Consider the following 17,919-nt stretch of genomic DNA (forward strand, 5'->3'; position numbering starts at 1 on the left):
GCTCATGAAGAAAAACGGCCTCCGTTTCATAATCGGAGGCCGTTTTTATTGAATGAAAAGACGATTTTCAGCCTCATCAGGTTTCCGTCATGACTCCGCCATTGACATGCAGCACTTGGCCGGTAACGTAAGACGAATCATCGGAAGCCAAGTAAATGTAAGTCGGGGCCAGCTCGAACGGTTGGCCCGCTCGCTTCATTGGCGTCTCTAAACCAAATGTTTTTACATACTCCGCGGAATAGCTGGAGACGATCAGCGGCGTCCATATCGGACCAGGAGCAACAGCGTTGACCCGTATTCCGCAACCAACTAGTTGAAGCGACAATGAACGGGTAAAGGACACAATTGCTCCTTTCGTAGATGAATAATCGATTAGAAGAGGAGCACCGGCATAAGCGGTAACGGATGCCGTGCTGATGATCGAACTGCCTGAGCATAAATGGGGCAGCGCAGCTTTGGTCAAATAGAAGAGCGGGAAGATATTCGTGCGATACGTATCCTCGAGCTGTTCATTCGAAATGTCCATTATGCAATTCTGAGGAAATTGGACGCCTTGGTTAAGTACTAAAATATTTATTTTCCCATAGCATTCAAGGGTTCTGCGGACGATTTCAGAGGAGAATTCCGGTTGGCGCAAATCACCCTCAATCAGCAGACAATGCCGGCCGTATTGTTCGACCATCTGCTTCGTCGCAGCTGCATCCTCGCGTTCGTATAAGAAGACAATGGCTACATCCGCGCCCTCTTTGGCGAATCCAATGGCGACGGCGCGACCAATTCCGCTGTCGCCTCCCGTGATGATCGCCACTTTTCCGGCCAATTTGCCGCTGCCCTTGTATTCGGGATTATCGGATATTGGAATCGGGTTCATTAAATATTCAAGTCCAGGCTGGCGATCTTGATGCTGGGGCGGAAAAGTTACGGGTACTTGCTCGCATTTCGTCTCTATTCCGTAGTAAGGGTATTTCGGAATCATCGTTGTTCCTCCCATTTCGTTGGTTGACACAGGATATTCACCTATTCCCTTAGGGGTGAAGAATGGATTGAAGGGCTGCTTTGATGATCATCCCTCATATCGCAGTGCAAAAAGATACCGTATAAACGCGGTATCTTTTTGTTGAAAAAACGAATAACATCGTAGGGAGAGACGTAAGCGGCAAAAGTTCTGAAGGATCTATATCCTTTTTTGGAAGGAGCGGATTAAGTGGAGGAAAAGTGGATTACAAGCGTAGGCATCGACATAGGAACGAGCACAACGAAGTGGATCGTTTCGAAGCTGAAGCTCATGAAAACCTCGGGCGGTTTCTCGCTCCCGCGCTATGAAATAATCGAACGGCGGCTAGACTATGTGAGTCCAATCTATACGACGCCGCTTATTAATGAATCGGAAATCGATATGGCTGCTCTGTCGCAATTATTGGACCAAGAATATAAAAATGCAGATTTAACTGCTGAGATGGTCCAAACAGGCGCGGTCATTATAACGGGTGAAACAGCAACGAAAAAAAATGCGGAACAAATAGTACATGCTTTGGCGAAAATGGCAGGACAGTTCGTCGTAGCGACGGCTGGTGCGGATCTGGAGTCGATTCTCGCCGGAAAAGGCTCAGGGGCAGAAGCCTATTCGCAGACGCGGCCAGGAGTGATCGTCAATATCGATGTTGGAGGAGGCACAGCCAATGCAGCTTACTTTCGCGATGGAGAGATGATCGCAACGATTACCCTGCATGTCGGCGGACGGCTTATCCGTATCGATAAGAACGGTCAAGTGGCGTACGTAGCGCCGTCATTGAAGCTTTGGGCAGAGCGCGGTGAGTTAAATGTACCTGAAGTAGGAGCGGCATATTCATTCTCCTCCTTGCAAGAGCTGTGCCGCCAGATGGCCAAGGCGCTCATCGACTGTATTCTTTGCATCGATCCTGCCCATGAAGGCTCTAGCACGGAGGCGCTCTTGGTAGCTTCGACGGCCACTCCGCTTCCGGTACCGGATGAAATATGGATTTCTGGAGGCGTTGGCGGTTTAATGGGATTGCCTGCCCCGCAAAATATAGAAGAAGCAGCGAAGTTTGGTGACATTGGCCCCTTGCTCGCCGCAGCTTTGCTTGAGCATGGAGCTTCATGCTCTGTGCCTCTTCGGCAAGCAAATGAATCAGAACGTGCAACCGTGATAGGAGCAGGTACACAGACGACTGAAATTAGCGGGGCGACATTATTTTATGACGATGGAGTGCTGCCTCTCCGAAATGTGCCTGTAGCTGTATGCTATTTGCCAAAAGCGGATGTGAATGAAGAAAATGATTTGCTGCTGCTTGATAAAGCGATTGGTGCAGCCATGTTTAAAGCCTCAAAAATCTACGCAGCCTCACGATCAGACCCTCCGTTTGCTCTAGCGTTAAGAGATGAAGGCTACTGCACGTATAAGCGTCTGCAAAAGCTTGCCGATCGTATTGTTGCAAATTATGGAGCATCAGCGCAGTTTGCCGGATTTTTGCTTGTCATCTGTGAGAACGATATGGCGAAAGCGCTTGGACACGCGCTGACAATTAGGCTTCCTGCCGATATGAAGCTCATTTGCATCGACCAAATTCGGCCATCAGATGGAGATTATATCGATGTAGGCAAACCATTAAAGGATGATATTGTACCCGTTGTCATAAAAACGCTTGTATTTTATCAGAAAGCAGAGGTGTCAGGCCATGGATTTTAAAACAACGCTTTTAGGAAAAACATATCAGTTCGGTCATTTAAAAGAAGTTTTCTCCAAGGCAAATGAAGAGAAATCAGGCGATGAATTGGCTGGAATTGCTGCAACGGATACAGCGGAGCGGGTAGCTGCCAAATATGTTCTTTCTGAGCTTACCATGTCCGATATTAGGGAAAATCCATTGCTTCCTCCGGAGGCTGACGAAATATCCAAGCTTATTGAAGAAGACGTGAACGAGGAATCGTATCAATCGATTAAGGGCTGGTCTGTCGCTGAGATGCGTGAATATTTGCTCCGTTCTGAGACGATGGGGGGCGACATTCATAGAGTTGCGGACGGAATGACAAGCGAAATGATCGCGGCGGTATGCAAGCTGATGTCCAATCTTGATCTGATTCAAGCGGCATCCAAGCTGGAGGTTCTTTCAACTTGCCGGACGACAATCGGTTATAAGGGAACCTTAGCTTCCAGAGCGCAGCCGAATCATCCCGCTGATCATATCGGAGGGATGAAAGCATCACTATTCGAAGCGCTTAGCTACGGGATAGGGGATGCGGTCATCGGTATCAATCCCGTTATTGATACGACGGAAAACATTAAATCGTTACTGCATGCCACGCAGGAGGTCATTGACTACTGGTCGATTCCGACGCAAAACTGTGTTCTCGCTCATGTGACCACGCAAATGAGAGCCGTCCAAGGCGGCGCTCCTGCAGATATGCTTTTTCAGAGCCTGGCAGGTACGGAGTTAGGAAATCGGGGTTTCGGTATCAGCTTAAGCATGCTGGAAGAGGCGGATGCGATTATCCGCTTGCACGGTACGAGCAATGGACCAAACCGCTGGTATTTCGAGACTGGCCAAGGTTCAGAGTTGTCGTCGGAATCCCATTTCGGAATCGACCAAGTGACGCTTGAGGCACGTTGCTATAGCCTTGCCAAGCGGTTTAAGCCTTTTATCGTGAACACGGTAGTAGGCTTTATCGGCCCGGAATATTTGTATGATAGCAAGCAGGTGATACGAGCAGGCTTAGAGGACCACTTTATGGGTAAAATGCATCGATTGCCGATGGGCTGCGACATTTGCTACACCAATCATATGAAAGCCGATCAAAATGATATGGATAACTTGGGTATTTTGCTTGCAGCGGCAGGTGTTAACTTCATCATTGGCGTGCCGATGGCAGATGATTGTATGCTCAATTACCAATCCATGAGCTACCACGATATTGCAACCATACGAGAGACGCTGCAAAAACGGCCAGCACCGGCGTTTGAAGCTTGGCTTGAGCAAAATGGCATTATGCAAGGCGGTCGATTGACTGCGGATGCAGGGGATGCTGTTCGTTTTGTATACTAAAGTGGAGGTTAGAAAATGGATAGAGAGCAGCAATCAAATAGGTTTGAAGGGCTGGCAAGGCATACGCCAGCGCGTATCGGCGTCGGAAGAACCGGAACGAGGCCTTTAACGAAAGAGCTGTTGAAGCTGCGATTGGATCATGCGCATGCGGTTGATTCGGTATATGGAGAGGTTCATGCTGCAACTTTGGATGAATTTAATTTATTTTCAGTCAACACGAGATTTGGAGATAAAGAGAATTATTTGAAACGACCGGACAGAGGAAGGCTGCTTGCGGATGAAGCGGCAATAGAAATTACAGAGCGCTGCGTTCACAAGCCCCAAGTTCAAATTGTTGTTTCAGACGGGCTTAGCGCAAAGGCTGTGGATGAGAATTTGCCTGATATTCTGCCTGCTTTGATAGATTCTTTGGCGTTTAACAAGCTGGCATGCGGCACTTCTTTTTTTGTGAGGGGAGGCCGAGTCGGGTGTATGGATGATATCGGTCGGCTGCTTGCGCCGGAAGTGCTTGTGTTATTAATCGGTGAGCGCCCTGGGCTTGCAGCAGCAGCCTCAATGAGTGCGTATATGTGCTATCAGCCGCGGCCGGGCAAAAAGGATTCCGACCGGATGGTTATCTCTAATATCCACCAGAGGGGGACTCCGCCTGTAGAGGCAGGAGCCCATATCGGTTCAATCCTTCGGAAAATGATTGAGCAGCGCATCAGCGGCGTTAATCTCATTATTTAATAACATTCAATGAAATCGTCTAGCCCTTGAGAAATCAAGGGTTTTATTGTATGTTGAAGCAGGTCTTACTAACGAGAGAGGAATATGTATAATGGTTGATTTTGAATGGTATAGAAGCTTTTGTGCCATCTATAAGCATCATTCTGTTTCCGAAGCCGCCAAAACCCGCATGATGACGCAGCCCGCAATGAGCCAACACTTAGCCGCCTTGGAAGCTGAGGTAGGGGAAGCTTTATTTATTAGAACGTCTAGAAAAATAGTTCCAACGGAGAGGGGAAAGGAATTGTATTCCCAGCTCGCTCCTCTGATCGAATCATTAGAGGATACAACGATGAGTTTTAAATCTGCCTCGCTGCCAACGTTAACCGTCATCAAGCTGGGAGCGGCACATGAATTTTTTAGTGAAAAAATACTGCCTCAGCTTCATAACTACAAGACATGCACCCTTTCGCAATTTGGAACGGCAGAACAATTGTTAGAGCTGCTGAAGGAAGATAAATTGGATATCATCATTACTTCAAAAAGGTTCCAAACGCCTGGCGTGGAATATTTGAAATTAATGGATGAAGAGTTTGTAATTGTCGCTCCTATCGATTATCAAATCCTTGAGTCCGATAACTTGAAGCTAATGGAGCAATGGCTCTCTGCCCAGAGCTGGATCAGTTATGGCTTGGAATTGCCGATAATCAGAAGAATTTGGAGGGAGCATTTTAAGAAACGTCCTTTAATTAGACCCATTCATATCATTCCTAACCTGCATATGATCTTGAAGGCAGTCGAGAACGGCGCGGGCTTGAGCGTTTTACCGACATACTTATTAGAAAAATCGTTAAACGATGGCAGATCAAAGGTTGTGTTTGAGCCATTAAAAGTTAAAAACGAGTTGTATATCGCCTATCCATTAAAGAATAAGCATCTGCCCCAAATTAATGAGGTTATGTCGCTTATTCGGGAAAATAAGTAAGGTCAACTAGTAGATACTAGTTGATCTTTTTTTATTTTCGAAGATATAAATACATAAATATATTTATAAATAACACTCTATTTCATAATTTGTTTTATTGATTGCTTGAGGATTAGAATAAGGGTACAGCAATAATAAAAACTATTGGAGGCTAGACAAATGTCAAAAAAAGTGTTGATCGTTGTCACTAACCATACCGAGATTCATGCAGGCAAAAAGACGGGGATATGGCTGTCGGAATTTGCTGAGGCACATATGGCATTTACAAACAAAGGGTATGAGATTGCGGTAGCAAGCCCGCTTGGCGGAGAAGGGCCCGTTGATCCCGGCAGTGTAGATGCTGGCACTCCGCAAGAGATTTTAGATGCAAAAAAATATTTAGAAAATACAATTAAGCTAAATGAAGTATCGGCAGACGATTTTGATGCTATTTTCTTGCCGGGTGGTCATGGAACGATGTACGATCTGCCAAATGATACGAACCTTCAGAAGCTGCTAATCGATTTCTATGAAGGAGATAAAATTGTAGCCGCCGTTTGCCACGGACCGGCAGGATTAGTCGGCGCTACTTTATCGAATGGTCAACCGCTGGTAGCGGGTAAAAGAGTCAGTGCATTTACAGATCGGGAAGAGGCAGCAACGACGCTCGATCAGCATCTTCCTTTCTTACTGGAAAGCAAGCTTCGCGATTTGGGAGCCATATTTGTCGCAGCGCCGAACTGGACTGCTCATTATGAGGTGGACGGCAACCTTATTACAGGGCAAAACCCACAATCGACGTTAGTAGTAACTAATGCTGTCATTGAAAAACTAGGCTAATGGATAAGCTAGATACGAGATGGGGAGGGAAAACATGAAGGTATTTGTTACAGGAGCTTCAGGGTATATTGGCGGATCAGTAGCTAAAGCTTTGCTTGATGCAGGGCATACGGTTTATGGCTTGGTACGTAATCCTGATAAGATGGAACCGCTCAGAAAAATCGGCATAGAACCCGTTCTTGGAAAGCTAGAAGATACGGATATTCTAACGGAATACGCAAGGCTCAGCGACGCGGTTATTCATACAGCCGACTCGGATCATTTGCAAGCAGTCGAGACCATTATAGCTGCTTTGCGCGGAAGCGGAAAACCATTTTTGCATACATCGGGTTCGAGCGTAGTGGGTGATGATGCCCGTGGCGACACGGCGAGCGAACAAATTTTTGATGAAGAAACGCCATTTGTGCCCATGGATATTAGGGAAGAGCGCGTAGCGATAAATAAACTTGTGCGCAAGGCTGGTATAGAGGAATGGGTCAGAGGCATAGTGATCGTTCCTTCGATGATTTATGGACATGCGCTTGGACTGCCTGTAGAAAGCGATCAATTGCCGCAAATCATTCGCAAGTCACGAGAGTTGGGTGCAGGCGTTCATGTCGGCAAGGGCGTTAATCGCTGGTCCAATGTTCACATCAAGGATTTGGCTCGGTTGTATGTGCTGGCTTTAGAGAAAGCACCCTCGGCTTCTTATTTCTTCGCTGAAAATGGCGAGGAATCCTATGGAGACATTGCCAAAGCGGTCAGTGATGCGCTGGGTTATGGAGGCAAGACATGGAGTTGGCCAGCCGATCAAGCGATTGCGGAGCTTGGAGATTGGGCGCGGTTTGCCATTGCCTCTAACAGTCGGGTACGCGCTGCTCACGCCAAAAATCTACTAGGCTGGGCACCGAAGGAGGAATCGTTGCTCAGCTGGATTAAACATCATTTGAAAGAATAAAGCGTGAAGACGGGATTTACTTTGAGCGTGGGGCTTTGAAAAAGTCACATGTAAACGTATTTGCCGCAACGCTTGGCGGTTGAAAATTTTGCGCGCATGATTACCGGGGAAAAGCTCCCGTTAATTCAACCGAAATTGGACGGAAATCAGTATTAGAAGGAATTTTCCGTTAATCTTTTGTTTTTGATCCATTTTGGGGCGAAAATGATCCGATTAACGGGAGAATTTCCATTTTATTTGGTCTAGCTGCCTTTTCATTGGGAAATGAGATGGAGCTTTTCCTGCTATTTTGAATCAAAGAGAAAGGTTTGAGGATGCGGGTTAGCGGTTGGCTATAGTGGACAAAAAGTTGTCAACGATATGGTTGAACTCACTCGGCGCATCCACGTTTGCACAGTGACCTGCCTGGGGCATGAGCACCAATTGGGAATGCCTTTCTAAATCATGAAGCTCCCTTGCGGCGTCTTGAATAAGTTTAAGATCATGTTCTCCAACTACGATCAGGAGCGGGTAAGGCATCGGAGTATCCTTTTTGATAAAAAAAGCATTCATACCGGCCATAGCGGAAAAGGATTTTCGAGTAAAATGCTGCACGCCTTTGGCAAATGCGGCGCGGCCTTGCTCGGTGTGGCATGATGCTGAAGCTAAATAAGCTCTAAATTTGTTCATCGAAAATAAAATATATTTGATCCATTTGAGCCCTTCGCTTCGCTGCTTCTTCAATACGCGCTCGTTCGCCTTGTGTATCGAATAACCTCCTACGATGATTACTGATTTTACCCGATCCGGATAACGGTCAGCAAACGCTTGCGCGACAAGCGATCCCATGGAGACACTTATAATATGGCAGTCTGCAAGGTCGTTTTCCAACAAAAGCTGGTTTATGATTTCAGGCATATCCGTTAGGGTGACTTTAGTGCCGCTGACTTGATTTTCCCCGTGTCCTGGCATATCCAATGTAATAACTCGATAACTCCTCTGAAAATAAACCGTTTGTTCCTCAAAAATGTGATGGTCCGTAAATGCGGGATGCAGCATCAGGATCGTTTCTTTTTCCTTATCTCCTGAGATGTAATAAGTGAATTGTGCGTTTCTGAACGCCAGCTTTTTAGTTATTTGATCGCTCTTCATCATCGTCCGCCTCCAGTTCCGTCATCAGCTCTTTAAACCATGCCAGCATGCTTCGGTGATAAAAGAGTCCCAGATCCAACGTTTTTAGCTGGAATTTGACGACCTGCTTCAGCTGCTCGGGAACTTCCTTGTGGCTGGATTCCATAGCAGAGGCTTCGAATGCTTGAACGGAAGCTTCAAGATGGGCAATGACTGCTTTGATGATCGTTTGGCGATCCGCTCTAGTCATAAATCCTAAGAAAAACAATCGCGTCGTCACATCCTGCTCCAAACGATTGGGGGCGATGGAGGAAAGCATCCAATCCATAAAATGCTGCCTTCCTAGCAGATTTATCGAATAAATCTTTTTTCTTCTTCCATTTTCAACGATTTCCTTGAGATCGACATGCCCATTGCTCTCTAGCTTCTTTAATGCGGCTTGAATGCTGCCAAGGCTGGCGCTAAAAAAGGGAGATACTTTTTGCTGCAGCACATTTTTTATATCATATTGTGTCAAATGGCGAATCATAAGAAGACCCAATATAACAAACTCCAAGGCAATGGCCTCCTTCACTAAAATGATACATCGATCTTAACATACCTAATAGGTATATGTGAAGAGGTGCAAATATATCACTTGTGTTATTGGGCAGGCTTAGCGAGCAAGGAAAGTGTTAATGCAACGGTAATGTCCACAAAGGATCAATCGCGGTTTGATTTCATTAGCACAGTAAGCCCGATTAATGTACGACGAGTGTTTGTGCTAAAGCTGCTGCTGGGAAGCTTTGGCTTATTTTTTATGCTACTATTGTCCTTAAGATTAGCCATGCAGAAGGAGCTGGAATGGTCTATGACAACGAATAATGAGGCATCAAATAAAGCTGGAGGGAAATCGGCGGAACAGCTGGAGAAGGGACATCAACAGGTTGTTGCATTTTTGAACAAGCTGGAGCATCCCCTCAAGCCGGAGATCGAAGAGGTTCGGAATATCATTTTAAGCGCAAATACAGCGTTAAATGAACACATCAAATGGAATGCTCCGAGCTTCCAATTTCAACATGAAGATAGGTTTACGTTTAACCTGCAAGGGAAAGGATTTTTTCGAATTATTTTTCATTCCGGTGCAAAGGTGAAAGACAATGCCGTTAAGCGTCAATCGTTCAATGATGCGACAGAGCTATTAGAATGGGTCGCGGATGATAGAGCATTCGTGAAATTTACAGATATGGAAGATGTACAAGCTAAGAAGGATAAGCTCGTTGAAGTGATTTCGAGGTGGTTGGATCATTCAAGCACTTAGGTAAATCTGATAAATAGAAAGCAATCTAGAAGAAATCATCATAGTTTAGCTATGCTAAAATGAAGGACAAGAACGTACAATATCAACTATTATTCATGTAGAGGAGCGACAACGATGCCTAAACAATTTTGGTTAAATCTTCCGGTTAAAGACCTTAATCAGTCTAAAGCGTTTTTCAGCGAGCTTGGGTTTACCTTCCATCCGCGTCATCTCAACAGCGAAGACATGGCAGGCTTGGTTATCGGTGAGGCGAAGGTTATGGTCATGCTTTTTCCGGAAGCTACCTTCAAAAAATTTACTGGCCAAGAGGTTGCAGATACTGCGCTGGGAACCGAAGTATTGCTCTCTATTGATGCGCAGAGCAAGGAAGAAGTGGATGAGCTAGTTGAAAAGGCGGTAAAGGCAGGCGCAACAGCTTACAGTAAGCCGAAAGAGCAAGACGGCTGGATGTACGGAGCCGGCTTCGTCGATTTGGATGGCCATCGTTGGAATGTGCTGTATATGGATATGAGCAAGATGCCAAAGGCGTAGAAGCTGCCACAACTATCGGAAAGGGGCTGTCCCACAAGGTCACAATGACCAAATGGGACAGCCCCTTTTATGGGATGAAGAAGATTGACGCTGTTAGTCTTGAAAATAGACGTATTGCGCTGCTACTCCCACCAAATGGTGGCTGGAGCGTCGTTCCAGCAAAATAGAGCTAGAAAGTAGATCTATTATCCTCAATCGTCTAGAAAATAGACGTATTGCGGCGCTTCCTCCACCAATTAGCGGCAGGAGCGTTGTTTTAGAAATAATAGATCTAGAATGTAGATCTCTTATGCTCAAACGGACCAAATACACAAAAATAAGTCTAGAAAATAGACGTATTGCGGCATTACTCCCACCAAATGGTGGCTGGAGTGTCGTTCCAGCAAAAATAGATCTAGAATGTAGATCTATTTCCTCAAATGGACCATATACCCAAAAATAAGTCTAGAAAATAGACGTATTTTTGCGACGCCTATTCCACCAAATGGTGGGGTGAGCAAATTCCAATTCGTGTAGTCAATTGATCTTACTTAAAGGAGCCCACGCGTCTTTCCGATGTGGGCTCCTTTATTTGTTGTGCCTCCTACAAAGAACAACAGCCCGCCTAAAAAGAAGCCAAGTTCCGCGCTTGCCGCCTAAAAAAAACACAAACGAAGCAAAGCGACTCCATTGTTCAGCCTATCGATTCTTTATAGGATAAAGGCATAACTCAAAAACAGCTTGGATAGGAGGGCAAAGCCTATGCCGCAAATTTCGATTAAAATGTACGAGGGCCGCACAGACGAGCAGAAGGAAGAGATTACCCGGGTTTTCACGCGAGAAATGTCCAGAATTATCGACCGTGAGCCGGAATTCATTCATATCGAATTTAATGAAATTCCAATCGACGAGCATGCGCCTGCAAATCTGCGCAAGAAAATGGGGTAAACGATGATGCTCAAGATGCAGTATATGTGGAAATACAAAGCGCTTTATTTGATCTCGATTCCGGGCATTCTGTTCTTCCTATTGTTCAAATACGTGCCGCTGCTTGGATCGGTTATCGCTTTCCAAAATTACAATCTGTTCGCGGGCTTCAAGGGGAGCCCTTGGGTGGGGCTGGCGCATTTCAAGCGGATGTTCAGCCACTATGATTTCCTCCGCATTCTTGGCAATACGCTGCTGCTTGGCATCTATGACTTGGTATTTGCTTTCACAGCGCCGATCGTGCTTGCGCTCTTGCTGAACGAGGTAAGGCTTGCACTGTACAAGAAGATTGTGCAGACGATCATCTATGCGCCGCATTTTCTTTCGTGGGTAATTGTAAGCGGTATCTTTGTCGGCGTTCTATCGCCCTCCTCGGGTGTCGTTAACGCGATTATCGGTTGGTTTGGCATTGAGCCGATTTATTTTCTCGGGGAAGACTCGTATATCCGCACCATTCTTGTCAGCTCGGGCTTATGGCGCGATGTAGGCTGGGGAACGATCATCTACCTCGCGGCGCTTGCCGGAATTAATCCGGATCTGTACGAAGCGGCGGAGATGGACGGGGCCAGCAGATGGAGGCAGACGCTCTCGATTACGCTTCCTGCGCTGCTGCCGGTTATTACGATTTTGTTCCTGCTGAAGATCGGCGATTTCCTCGACTACGGATTCGAGCGGGTATTCGTTTTCCAAAATCCGCTTAACCTTCAGAACAGTGAAATTCTCGATACTTACATTTATAAGGCGGGGCTCAATCAAATGCAGTACAGCTATGCGACGGCAATCGGATTGTTCAAGTCGGTCGTCGGCCTCACACTACTTTCCATCGCCAACTTTGTAAGCAAAAAAGCGACCGGCGAATCGCTGTATTAAGGAGGGACCGCAGATGATCAGACGCGAATCGATAAGCCGCAAACTATTTCTAGCTTTCAACTATACCTTCCTTACGCTGCTGGGCTTATTCATGTTCCTGCCGTTCTTGAATGTCATTGCGCAGTCTCTGAGCAGCGCCGGCGCGATCGACCGGGGAGAGGTCATGTTCTGGCCGGTTGAATTTACGACAAGATATTATGAATATGTATTCGATGATGTTTCCATATGGCGAGCGTTCAGCGTAACGGTGTATATTACGGTGCTTGGAACGATCATTAATCTAATCATGACAGCATCGCTTGCGTATCCGCTATCCAGACAGGAATATGTCGGCAGAACCTACATTTTGATCTTTGTTCTTATGACGATGATATTCAGCGCGCCGCTCATTCCGCAGTTTATTCTTATGCGCGAGGTCGGATTAGTAAATACGCTGTGGGCGCTTATGATTCCGACGGCGATCAGCGCCTTCAACCTGTTCGTGCTGCGCTCGTTTTTCACCCAAATTCCAACCGAGCTGGTTGATTCCTCGCGAATTGACGGCTGCAGCGAGCTGCGCATTCTATGGAGCATCATCCTGCCGCTTTCTAAGCCGGCACTCGCAACGGTAGGTATTTTCTACTCGGTGACGAATTGGAACAAGTATATGGATGCCTTGTATTATATTAATGATGTGAAGAAGTACCCTTTGCAGGTAAAATTAAGACAGCTCCTCATTACGGACGATCTGACGGATACGGGCAACCTCGCGTTCGAGGCGGCATCGCAATCGGTGCAGGGCGTACAGATGGCCGTCATTTTGGTGGCGACGATTCCAATCATTATGGTGTATCCGTTTCTGCAGCGATACTTCATTAAAGGCATGATGATAGGATCGATCAAATCATAAGGCGGCAAAGCTCAAATGAGCGGATACTAAAAAAAAGACAAACGCAGCCAAACGGAGTCCATTGTGGCACTGTGCGCATCAAATCTACAATGGAATTGTAAGCGCTATTTTATAGAGGGCGTACTATCCAACGAAAAGAGGGGAATCTATGAAAAAGATTTTGGTACGTGCAATGATCATAGTTCTAACGCTTGCGGTTATTGCGGGCTGCAGCGGCAATAATGCGGGCAAAGGCAATACCGGCGGCAATGCAAGCGAGAAGCCTTCGACGAATGCGCCTGGTGAAGAGAAGCCAGCCGAGCCGGTCAAATTTTCTATTTCGATGCGAACGCTAAACGTAGCTTATGTCGAGAAGAACCCGGACATCAACAAAGACAAATATGTGCTTGAGCTGGAGAAAATGACAAATTCAGATCTCGACATCCGTCTCATTCCGCATAATGAATATCAAGATAAAATGATTCAGATGTTCGCAACCAATGACATCCCTGACGTGGTGCAAGGCAGCGGCGGGATTAGCGGCCCTGAGCTTGCGGGCGCTGTAGAGAACGGTGTTTTCCTTCCGCTGAATGACCTCCTCAAGGAGCATGGTCCGGATTTGCTCAAATTCATTCCCGAGTCTGCTTGGGAGAGAATGACCGACGCGAAGACGGGCAACATTTACGGCATCCCGGAGGTGCTGACGAATCCTTCGCGCCGGGCGACTTGGATTAGGACGGATTTGCTCAAGAAGGCAGGCAAGGAAATCCCGACGACGGTTGAGGAGACGCTTGACGTGCTCCGCGCATTTAAGGAGATAGGGGTGGAGCAGCCATTCGCCGGCCGCCAAAACTTCAAGTACGCGGATACGTTCTTCGGCGCCTATGACGTGCTTGGCTATTTGAATCAATTTAAAGTGTTCCCAGACGGCCAAGTGAAGCCAAGCTTCTTCGACGTCGACAACATGAAGAAGGCTATCGGCATCTACAAGACGATGCATGACGAGGGCTTGATCAGCAAGGAATTCGCAACGATCGAAAGCACCGATTTCAAAAGTATTGTTACGAGCGGCAAAGCAGGCATGTGGTCGATGAATGCGAATGAGCTGCCGATCTGGGGCGCTCAGCTTAAGCAGAACGTGCCTGACGCGGAGGTTGCCCTTATCCCGTCGCCGGTTGGTCCTGACGGCAAGGGAGGCTACGCGCATTACAATCCGGTTACTCGCTCGTTTTACATTAACGCCAAGGCGAAGGATAAAGCAGCTGATATTATTAAATTTTTCAACTGGATGGTCAGCGAGAAAGCAGAGCTGTTCTTCAGCTTCGGCATTGAGGGCGAGGATTACCAAGTGACAAACGGCGAGCCGGTATTCGAGGTTCCAACGGATACAGCCGGCACGGACAAAATGCGTTATCTCAACTACTGGCTCTGGATGGTACAGGATACGACCTATAATAAGCGGGTATCCGAGCTATCGGATTCCGGCAAGCAGCTCATAGACGCCTTTGACAACATGCTGGCGAATGAAGGCCGCAGAGGGCTCGAATTTGATCCGCGTCTGGATGCGCTCGTTCAATATCCGGATTTGAATCCGAAGTCCGACGAAATGCCGCCGCTTATTCTGGAGCGTGTACTCAAGATGGTTTACGGAAGAGAGCCGATCGACAATTACGAGAAGCTGCTTGAGGAGTATCTGTCCAAAGGCGGCAAGGAGATTATCGAGCAGGCGACGGAGCGCTATAAGAGCGGTGAGAGCGCTTTCGAATAAGGTTTACGGGGAGCAGGCTGTTGCTTTACTATGAGGATACATGAGGACTCTTCGCAGCTAGCTTAAGAGCTGGCTGCGGGAGCATCCAGTCCGAAGGGGGAAAGCTACATGCACCGTATACTCGTGGTCGACGATGAGCCGATGATTCGCAAAGGGCTCGAGAAGCTTATCCAGCAAGCTGATTCCTCTATCATTCATACCGATACGGCCGAGAACGGCGTAGATGCTTTGGAGAAAATCCGCAGCAGCAGGCCTACTATCCTATTCACCGATATTCGGATGCCTCGCATGGATGGCCTTGAGCTATGCCAGCGCATGCAGGAGCAGTATGGCGACATACCGATCGTCGTCGTTTCGGGCTACGGCGATTTTGAATATGCGCAGAAGTGCATGTCATACGGCGTGAAGGAATATTTATTGAAGCCTGTAACGAAGGCTGGCGTGCAGGGCGCAGTCAGCAAGCTGCTCGCGGGCCTTGCAGTTAACATTGAGCACGCTTACATTCCGCTGTCCAGCTCAGAACAATGGCTGGAGCGGCTGGATGAGGCGATCTGGCATTTAAAGGATGAAGCGATTCGAGAAACGACAGAGGAGATGCGCCTTTATTGCGGCTCGCGCCGAATTGACGAGCGGCAGCAGGAACAGCTGCTGCACGAGCTGTTAGCCAAGCTGGTCAAGCAGATTAATAAGCGCGATGTTTATAAGGTGGAGTGTGAGGAGCTGCTAGCGGAAGCGTCGCGGCATAGCGGCTTTGAAGGGTTCGAGCAATCGGTACAAGAGCTGATGAAGCTCATTCGCGCAAAGCGCAAGGGTCTTGCGAGGGAGCCTATCGAGGAAGCGAAGGCGTATATTGAGCGCAACCTCTCCAAGGAGCTGTCCTTGGAGGAAGTTGCCGATATGCTGGGACTCAATGCGTCTTATTTCAGCCAGCTGTTCAAGCAGATGACCGGCGAGACGTTCGTGCATTACCGGATCAAGCGGCGGATGGAGTTGGCAAAGAAGCTGCTTGCCGCTCCGCATCACAAAATAACGGATGTCTCATATGAGGTCGGCTATGCGGACCATCCGCATTTTACGAAGACGTTCAAGAAGTTTACGGGCTATACGCCCTCGGAATACCGGGCGACGCTGGGGATTGAATGATGAGGAAGAGTCTGTCGCGCCAAATGTTCGTTTACTTTTTTATCGTGATTTTGCTGTCGCTGTCGATGGTTGGCATCTTCTCGTACGTGGAGTCGTCGCGAGCGATCGATAAGCAGGTTGAAAAATATATGACGACGGTTATCGATAATGCGGCGATGCAGACCGATAATCATCTGGCTACCTTCGAGCGGGTGAGCAACTCTATTTTATCCCAGAAGCTCGTGAAAAAATTTCTCGATATGGATCCGTCCGACAGCTACGAATATTACCAGTTCACAAGCCAGATCCGCAAGGAAGTTTTCGAAAAGGTGTTCATTACTTACCCGACGCAAATTCATATGATGTATATACTCGGGTATCATGGACGGTCTATTTTTGACCAGAATCAAAGCTTCTCGTCGTTGTCGCTCGATCCGTCCGCACGACTGGCGGAGCTCAATGAGAAGACGCCAGCCAGCGGCGAGATCGCGATTCTGAAGACAAGCCTGCTCGATAAGGATCAGAACAAGGTCATTACCCTGGCTCGCAAAATCCGGGGTTATTCGTCATACAATCCAAAGGGCGTGCTGGCCATTGAGTTCAATGAGCAGCAGCTCAGCAGCCTATGGAGTCAGGTCGAGCTTGGCGAGCAGGGCTTCTTCTTCATCCTCGACCGCCAGGGCAAGGTAATCTATGCTCCGGAAAATGAAACGATGAAGGCGCTGCTGGAATCGGATATTCCGGAGCGCTTAGTAGCAGGCGGCGATCAGCGATTCACCGAGCGAGTGAACGGGGAGTCAACGATGATCATCTCGCGAAAGTCCGATTATTCGGGATGGAGCCTCGCGATCTCGATGCCGCTGAAGGAGCTTCGCGATCCGATCTCGAACATCCGCTCGACAACGATTACGGTCGGTCTTGTGACGCTCGTCATTGCGCTGTTTCTCGCCATAAGGTTTGGCAGATCCGTCGTAAACCCCATCCGAATATTGAAAAATGGGATGCGGGAGACGGAGAAGGGCAATTGGATGAGCATCGAGACGAAGCCCAGGGAGGACGAAATAGGCGGACTCATCCATAGCTATAACCTGATGGTAAGCCGGTTGTCGGAGATGATCGAGCGCGTCTACGATACGGAGCTGCACAACCAGAAGACGCAGCTAGAGCTGCAGGACAACCAGCTTGAGCGGCAAAAGGCTGAGTTCCAAGCGCTGCAGCTGCAGATCAATCCGCATTTTCTATACAACACGCTGGAGACGATTAATTGCTATGCGATCGTGCAGGATTCAGCGGAAATATCGGAGATGGTAGAAGGCATGGCCTTTATGCTCCGCTATTCGGTTCAAACGAATCTTGAGGAAATTACAATCGCGAATGAGCTTAACCATGTGCGCAATTATATGATCATATTAAAGCATCGAATCGGTCGTGACTTTGAGATCGATGTGGCGATTCCGCCTAATCTGCTGCTCGCGAAAATGGTGCGGCTCACGCTGCAGCCGCTGATCGAAAATATTTTTCAGCATGCATTCCCTGACGGGATGGACGATCGTCATACGATACGCATCGATGCGATGGAGCAGGGCGATAAGCTGCTTGTCGTTGTAGAGGATAACGGCTCAGGCATGACTGCGGCAAAGGTTGAGGAGCTGCGGCTGCGGCTGCTGCAGAATCGGCTTGCCGATGATGGCCATGAGTTCAAGCGAAAAGGCGGGATCGGCGTCGTCAACGTGCATCGCCGTATCCAGATGGTGTTTGGCGAGGCTTATGGATTAACGATCGAGAGTAAGCAGAATGAAGGCACGAGGATCATCATGTCCATGCCTAAACAATATAGCGGCGGCTTTAGAGAGCCGCTGCGGGAGGAGCATTAA

Annotated in this window: 17 protein-coding genes and 1 pseudogene; 15 read left to right on the forward strand and 3 right to left on the reverse strand. The window is 47.7% G+C overall.

Going from position 1 to position 17,919, the window contains the following annotated elements; genetic code table 11:
* Window positions 1-76: 76 nt before the first annotated feature.
* Window positions 77-976, reverse strand: coding sequence for an SDR family oxidoreductase (locus tag HI950_RS14575; protein WP_169085028.1), 900 nt, complete (start codon window positions 974-976; stop codon window positions 77-79).
* Between the two features lie 228 nt (window positions 977-1,204).
* On the opposite strand from HI950_RS14575, the gene HI950_RS14580 reads away from it, so the two are divergent.
* The 7 genes and pseudogenes from HI950_RS14580 to HI950_RS14605 all read left to right on the forward strand — a co-directional run bounded on the left by HI950_RS14580 (window position 1,205) and on the right by HI950_RS14605 (window position 7,510).
* Window positions 1,205-2,707, forward strand: coding sequence for an ethanolamine ammonia-lyase reactivating factor EutA (locus HI950_RS14580; protein WP_169085026.1), 1,503 nt, complete (start codon window positions 1,205-1,207; stop codon window positions 2,705-2,707).
* Window positions 2,697-4,061: an ethanolamine ammonia-lyase subunit EutB gene (locus HI950_RS14585; RefSeq protein WP_169085024.1), complete on the forward strand. Its 1,365-nt coding sequence runs from the start codon at window positions 2,697-2,699 to the stop codon at window positions 4,059-4,061. Before HI950_RS14580 ends, HI950_RS14585 begins: the two co-directional genes overlap by 11 nt.
* Window positions 4,062-4,076: 15 nt before the next feature.
* Window positions 4,077-4,790 carry an ethanolamine ammonia-lyase subunit EutC gene (eutC, locus tag HI950_RS14590; protein ID WP_169085021.1) on the forward strand — a complete coding sequence of 238 codons (714 nt, stop codon included), beginning with the start codon at window positions 4,077-4,079 and terminating at the stop codon, window positions 4,788-4,790.
* Between the two features lie 91 nt (window positions 4,791-4,881).
* Window positions 4,882-5,058 (forward strand): annotated as a pseudogene (locus tag HI950_RS36710) (helix-turn-helix domain-containing protein); the annotation flags it as partial.
* Between the two features lie 63 nt (window positions 5,059-5,121).
* Window positions 5,122-5,754: a substrate-binding domain-containing protein gene (locus HI950_RS14595; RefSeq protein WP_317618375.1), complete on the forward strand. Its 633-nt coding sequence runs from the start codon at window positions 5,122-5,124 to the stop codon at window positions 5,752-5,754.
* Between the two features lie 159 nt (window positions 5,755-5,913).
* Window positions 5,914-6,573, forward strand: coding sequence for a type 1 glutamine amidotransferase domain-containing protein (locus HI950_RS14600; protein WP_169085017.1), 660 nt, complete (start codon window positions 5,914-5,916; stop codon window positions 6,571-6,573).
* Between the two features lie 34 nt (window positions 6,574-6,607).
* Window positions 6,608-7,510 (forward strand): NAD-dependent epimerase/dehydratase family protein, encoded by a 903-nt coding sequence (locus HI950_RS14605; protein WP_169085015.1) that lies wholly within the window; start codon window positions 6,608-6,610, stop codon window positions 7,508-7,510.
* A 321-nt stretch (window positions 7,511-7,831) separates the two neighbouring features.
* On the opposite strand, the gene HI950_RS14610 is transcribed toward HI950_RS14605, so the two are convergent.
* Both HI950_RS14610 and HI950_RS14615 read right to left on the reverse strand, forming a co-directional pair.
* Window positions 7,832-8,644, reverse strand: a complete 813-nt coding sequence (locus tag HI950_RS14610) for an alpha/beta fold hydrolase (RefSeq protein ID WP_169085013.1) — start codon at window positions 8,642-8,644, stop codon at window positions 7,832-7,834.
* Window positions 8,619-9,176: a PadR family transcriptional regulator gene (locus tag HI950_RS14615; protein ID WP_169085011.1), complete on the reverse strand. Its 558-nt coding sequence runs from the start codon at window positions 9,174-9,176 to the stop codon at window positions 8,619-8,621. Before HI950_RS14615 ends, HI950_RS14610 begins: the two co-directional genes overlap by 26 nt.
* 294 nt (window positions 9,177-9,470) lie before the next feature.
* Between HI950_RS14615 and HI950_RS14620 the strand changes: the two genes are divergently transcribed.
* The 8 genes from HI950_RS14620 (at window position 9,471) to HI950_RS14655 (ending at window position 17,919) form a co-directional block, all read left to right on the forward strand.
* Window positions 9,471-9,920: a DUF1801 domain-containing protein gene (locus HI950_RS14620; RefSeq protein ID WP_169085010.1), complete on the forward strand. Its 450-nt coding sequence runs from the start codon at window positions 9,471-9,473 to the stop codon at window positions 9,918-9,920.
* Between the two features lie 114 nt (window positions 9,921-10,034).
* Window positions 10,035-10,451, forward strand: a complete 417-nt coding sequence (locus tag HI950_RS14625; RefSeq protein ID WP_169085008.1) for a VOC family protein — start codon at window positions 10,035-10,037, stop codon at window positions 10,449-10,451.
* Window positions 10,452-11,192: 741 nt separating this feature from the next.
* Window positions 11,193-11,378, forward strand: coding sequence for a tautomerase family protein (locus tag HI950_RS14630; protein WP_169085006.1), 186 nt, complete (start codon window positions 11,193-11,195; stop codon window positions 11,376-11,378).
* Between the two features lie 3 nt (window positions 11,379-11,381).
* Window positions 11,382-12,287, forward strand: coding sequence for an ABC transporter permease (locus HI950_RS14635; protein WP_169085004.1), 906 nt, complete (start codon window positions 11,382-11,384; stop codon window positions 12,285-12,287).
* A 13-nt stretch (window positions 12,288-12,300) separates the two neighbouring features.
* A complete protein-coding gene (locus HI950_RS14640; RefSeq protein WP_191296855.1) occupies window positions 12,301-13,176 on the forward strand; it encodes a carbohydrate ABC transporter permease in 876 nt (291 codons plus the stop codon).
* Between the two features lie 148 nt (window positions 13,177-13,324).
* Entirely contained in the window at window positions 13,325-14,923 is a 1,599-nt protein-coding gene (locus tag HI950_RS14645; RefSeq protein ID WP_169085002.1) for an extracellular solute-binding protein, read from the forward strand.
* Window positions 14,924-15,031: 108 nt separating this feature from the next.
* Window positions 15,032-16,066, forward strand: a complete 1,035-nt coding sequence (locus HI950_RS14650; RefSeq protein ID WP_169085000.1) for a response regulator — start codon at window positions 15,032-15,034, stop codon at window positions 16,064-16,066.
* Window positions 16,063-17,919 carry a cache domain-containing sensor histidine kinase gene (locus HI950_RS14655; RefSeq protein WP_169084998.1) on the forward strand — a complete coding sequence of 619 codons (1,857 nt, stop codon included), beginning with the start codon at window positions 16,063-16,065 and terminating at the stop codon, window positions 17,917-17,919. The genes HI950_RS14650 and HI950_RS14655 overlap by 4 nt, the downstream gene beginning before the upstream one ends.

It is taken from the genome of Paenibacillus sp. PL91, from assembly GCF_012935325.2.
Classification (GTDB): domain Bacteria; phylum Bacillota; class Bacilli; order Paenibacillales; family Paenibacillaceae; genus Pristimantibacillus.

Coding starts and splice junctions, on each gene's coding strand:
- HI950_RS14595 (WP_317618375.1), top strand. CDS start 5,122: ATGAGTTTTAAATCTGCCTCGCTGCCAACGTTAACCGTCATCAAGCTG.
- HI950_RS14600 (WP_169085017.1), top strand. CDS start 5,914: ATGTCAAAAAAAGTGTTGATCGTTGTCACTAACCATACCGAGATTCAT.
- HI950_RS14620 (WP_169085010.1), top strand. CDS start 9,471: ATGACAACGAATAATGAGGCATCAAATAAAGCTGGAGGGAAATCGGCG.
- HI950_RS14585 (WP_169085024.1), top strand. CDS start 2,697: ATGGATTTTAAAACAACGCTTTTAGGAAAAACATATCAGTTCGGTCAT.
- HI950_RS14610 (WP_169085013.1), bottom strand. CDS start 8,644: ATGATGAAGAGCGATCAAATAACTAAAAAGCTGGCGTTCAGAAACGCA.
- HI950_RS14635 (WP_169085004.1), top strand. CDS start 11,382: ATGATGCTCAAGATGCAGTATATGTGGAAATACAAAGCGCTTTATTTG.
- HI950_RS14575 (WP_169085028.1), bottom strand. CDS start 976: ATGATTCCGAAATACCCTTACTACGGAATAGAGACGAAATGCGAGCAA.
- HI950_RS14645 (WP_169085002.1), top strand. CDS start 13,325: ATGAAAAAGATTTTGGTACGTGCAATGATCATAGTTCTAACGCTTGCG.
- HI950_RS14650 (WP_169085000.1), top strand. CDS start 15,032: ATGCACCGTATACTCGTGGTCGACGATGAGCCGATGATTCGCAAAGGG.
- HI950_RS14640 (WP_191296855.1), top strand. CDS start 12,301: ATGATCAGACGCGAATCGATAAGCCGCAAACTATTTCTAGCTTTCAAC.
- HI950_RS14630 (WP_169085006.1), top strand. CDS start 11,193: ATGCCGCAAATTTCGATTAAAATGTACGAGGGCCGCACAGACGAGCAG.
- eutC (WP_169085021.1), top strand. CDS start 4,077: ATGGATAGAGAGCAGCAATCAAATAGGTTTGAAGGGCTGGCAAGGCAT.
- HI950_RS14655 (WP_169084998.1), top strand. CDS start 16,063: ATGATGAGGAAGAGTCTGTCGCGCCAAATGTTCGTTTACTTTTTTATC.
- HI950_RS14605 (WP_169085015.1), top strand. CDS start 6,608: ATGAAGGTATTTGTTACAGGAGCTTCAGGGTATATTGGCGGATCAGTA.
- HI950_RS14625 (WP_169085008.1), top strand. CDS start 10,035: ATGCCTAAACAATTTTGGTTAAATCTTCCGGTTAAAGACCTTAATCAG.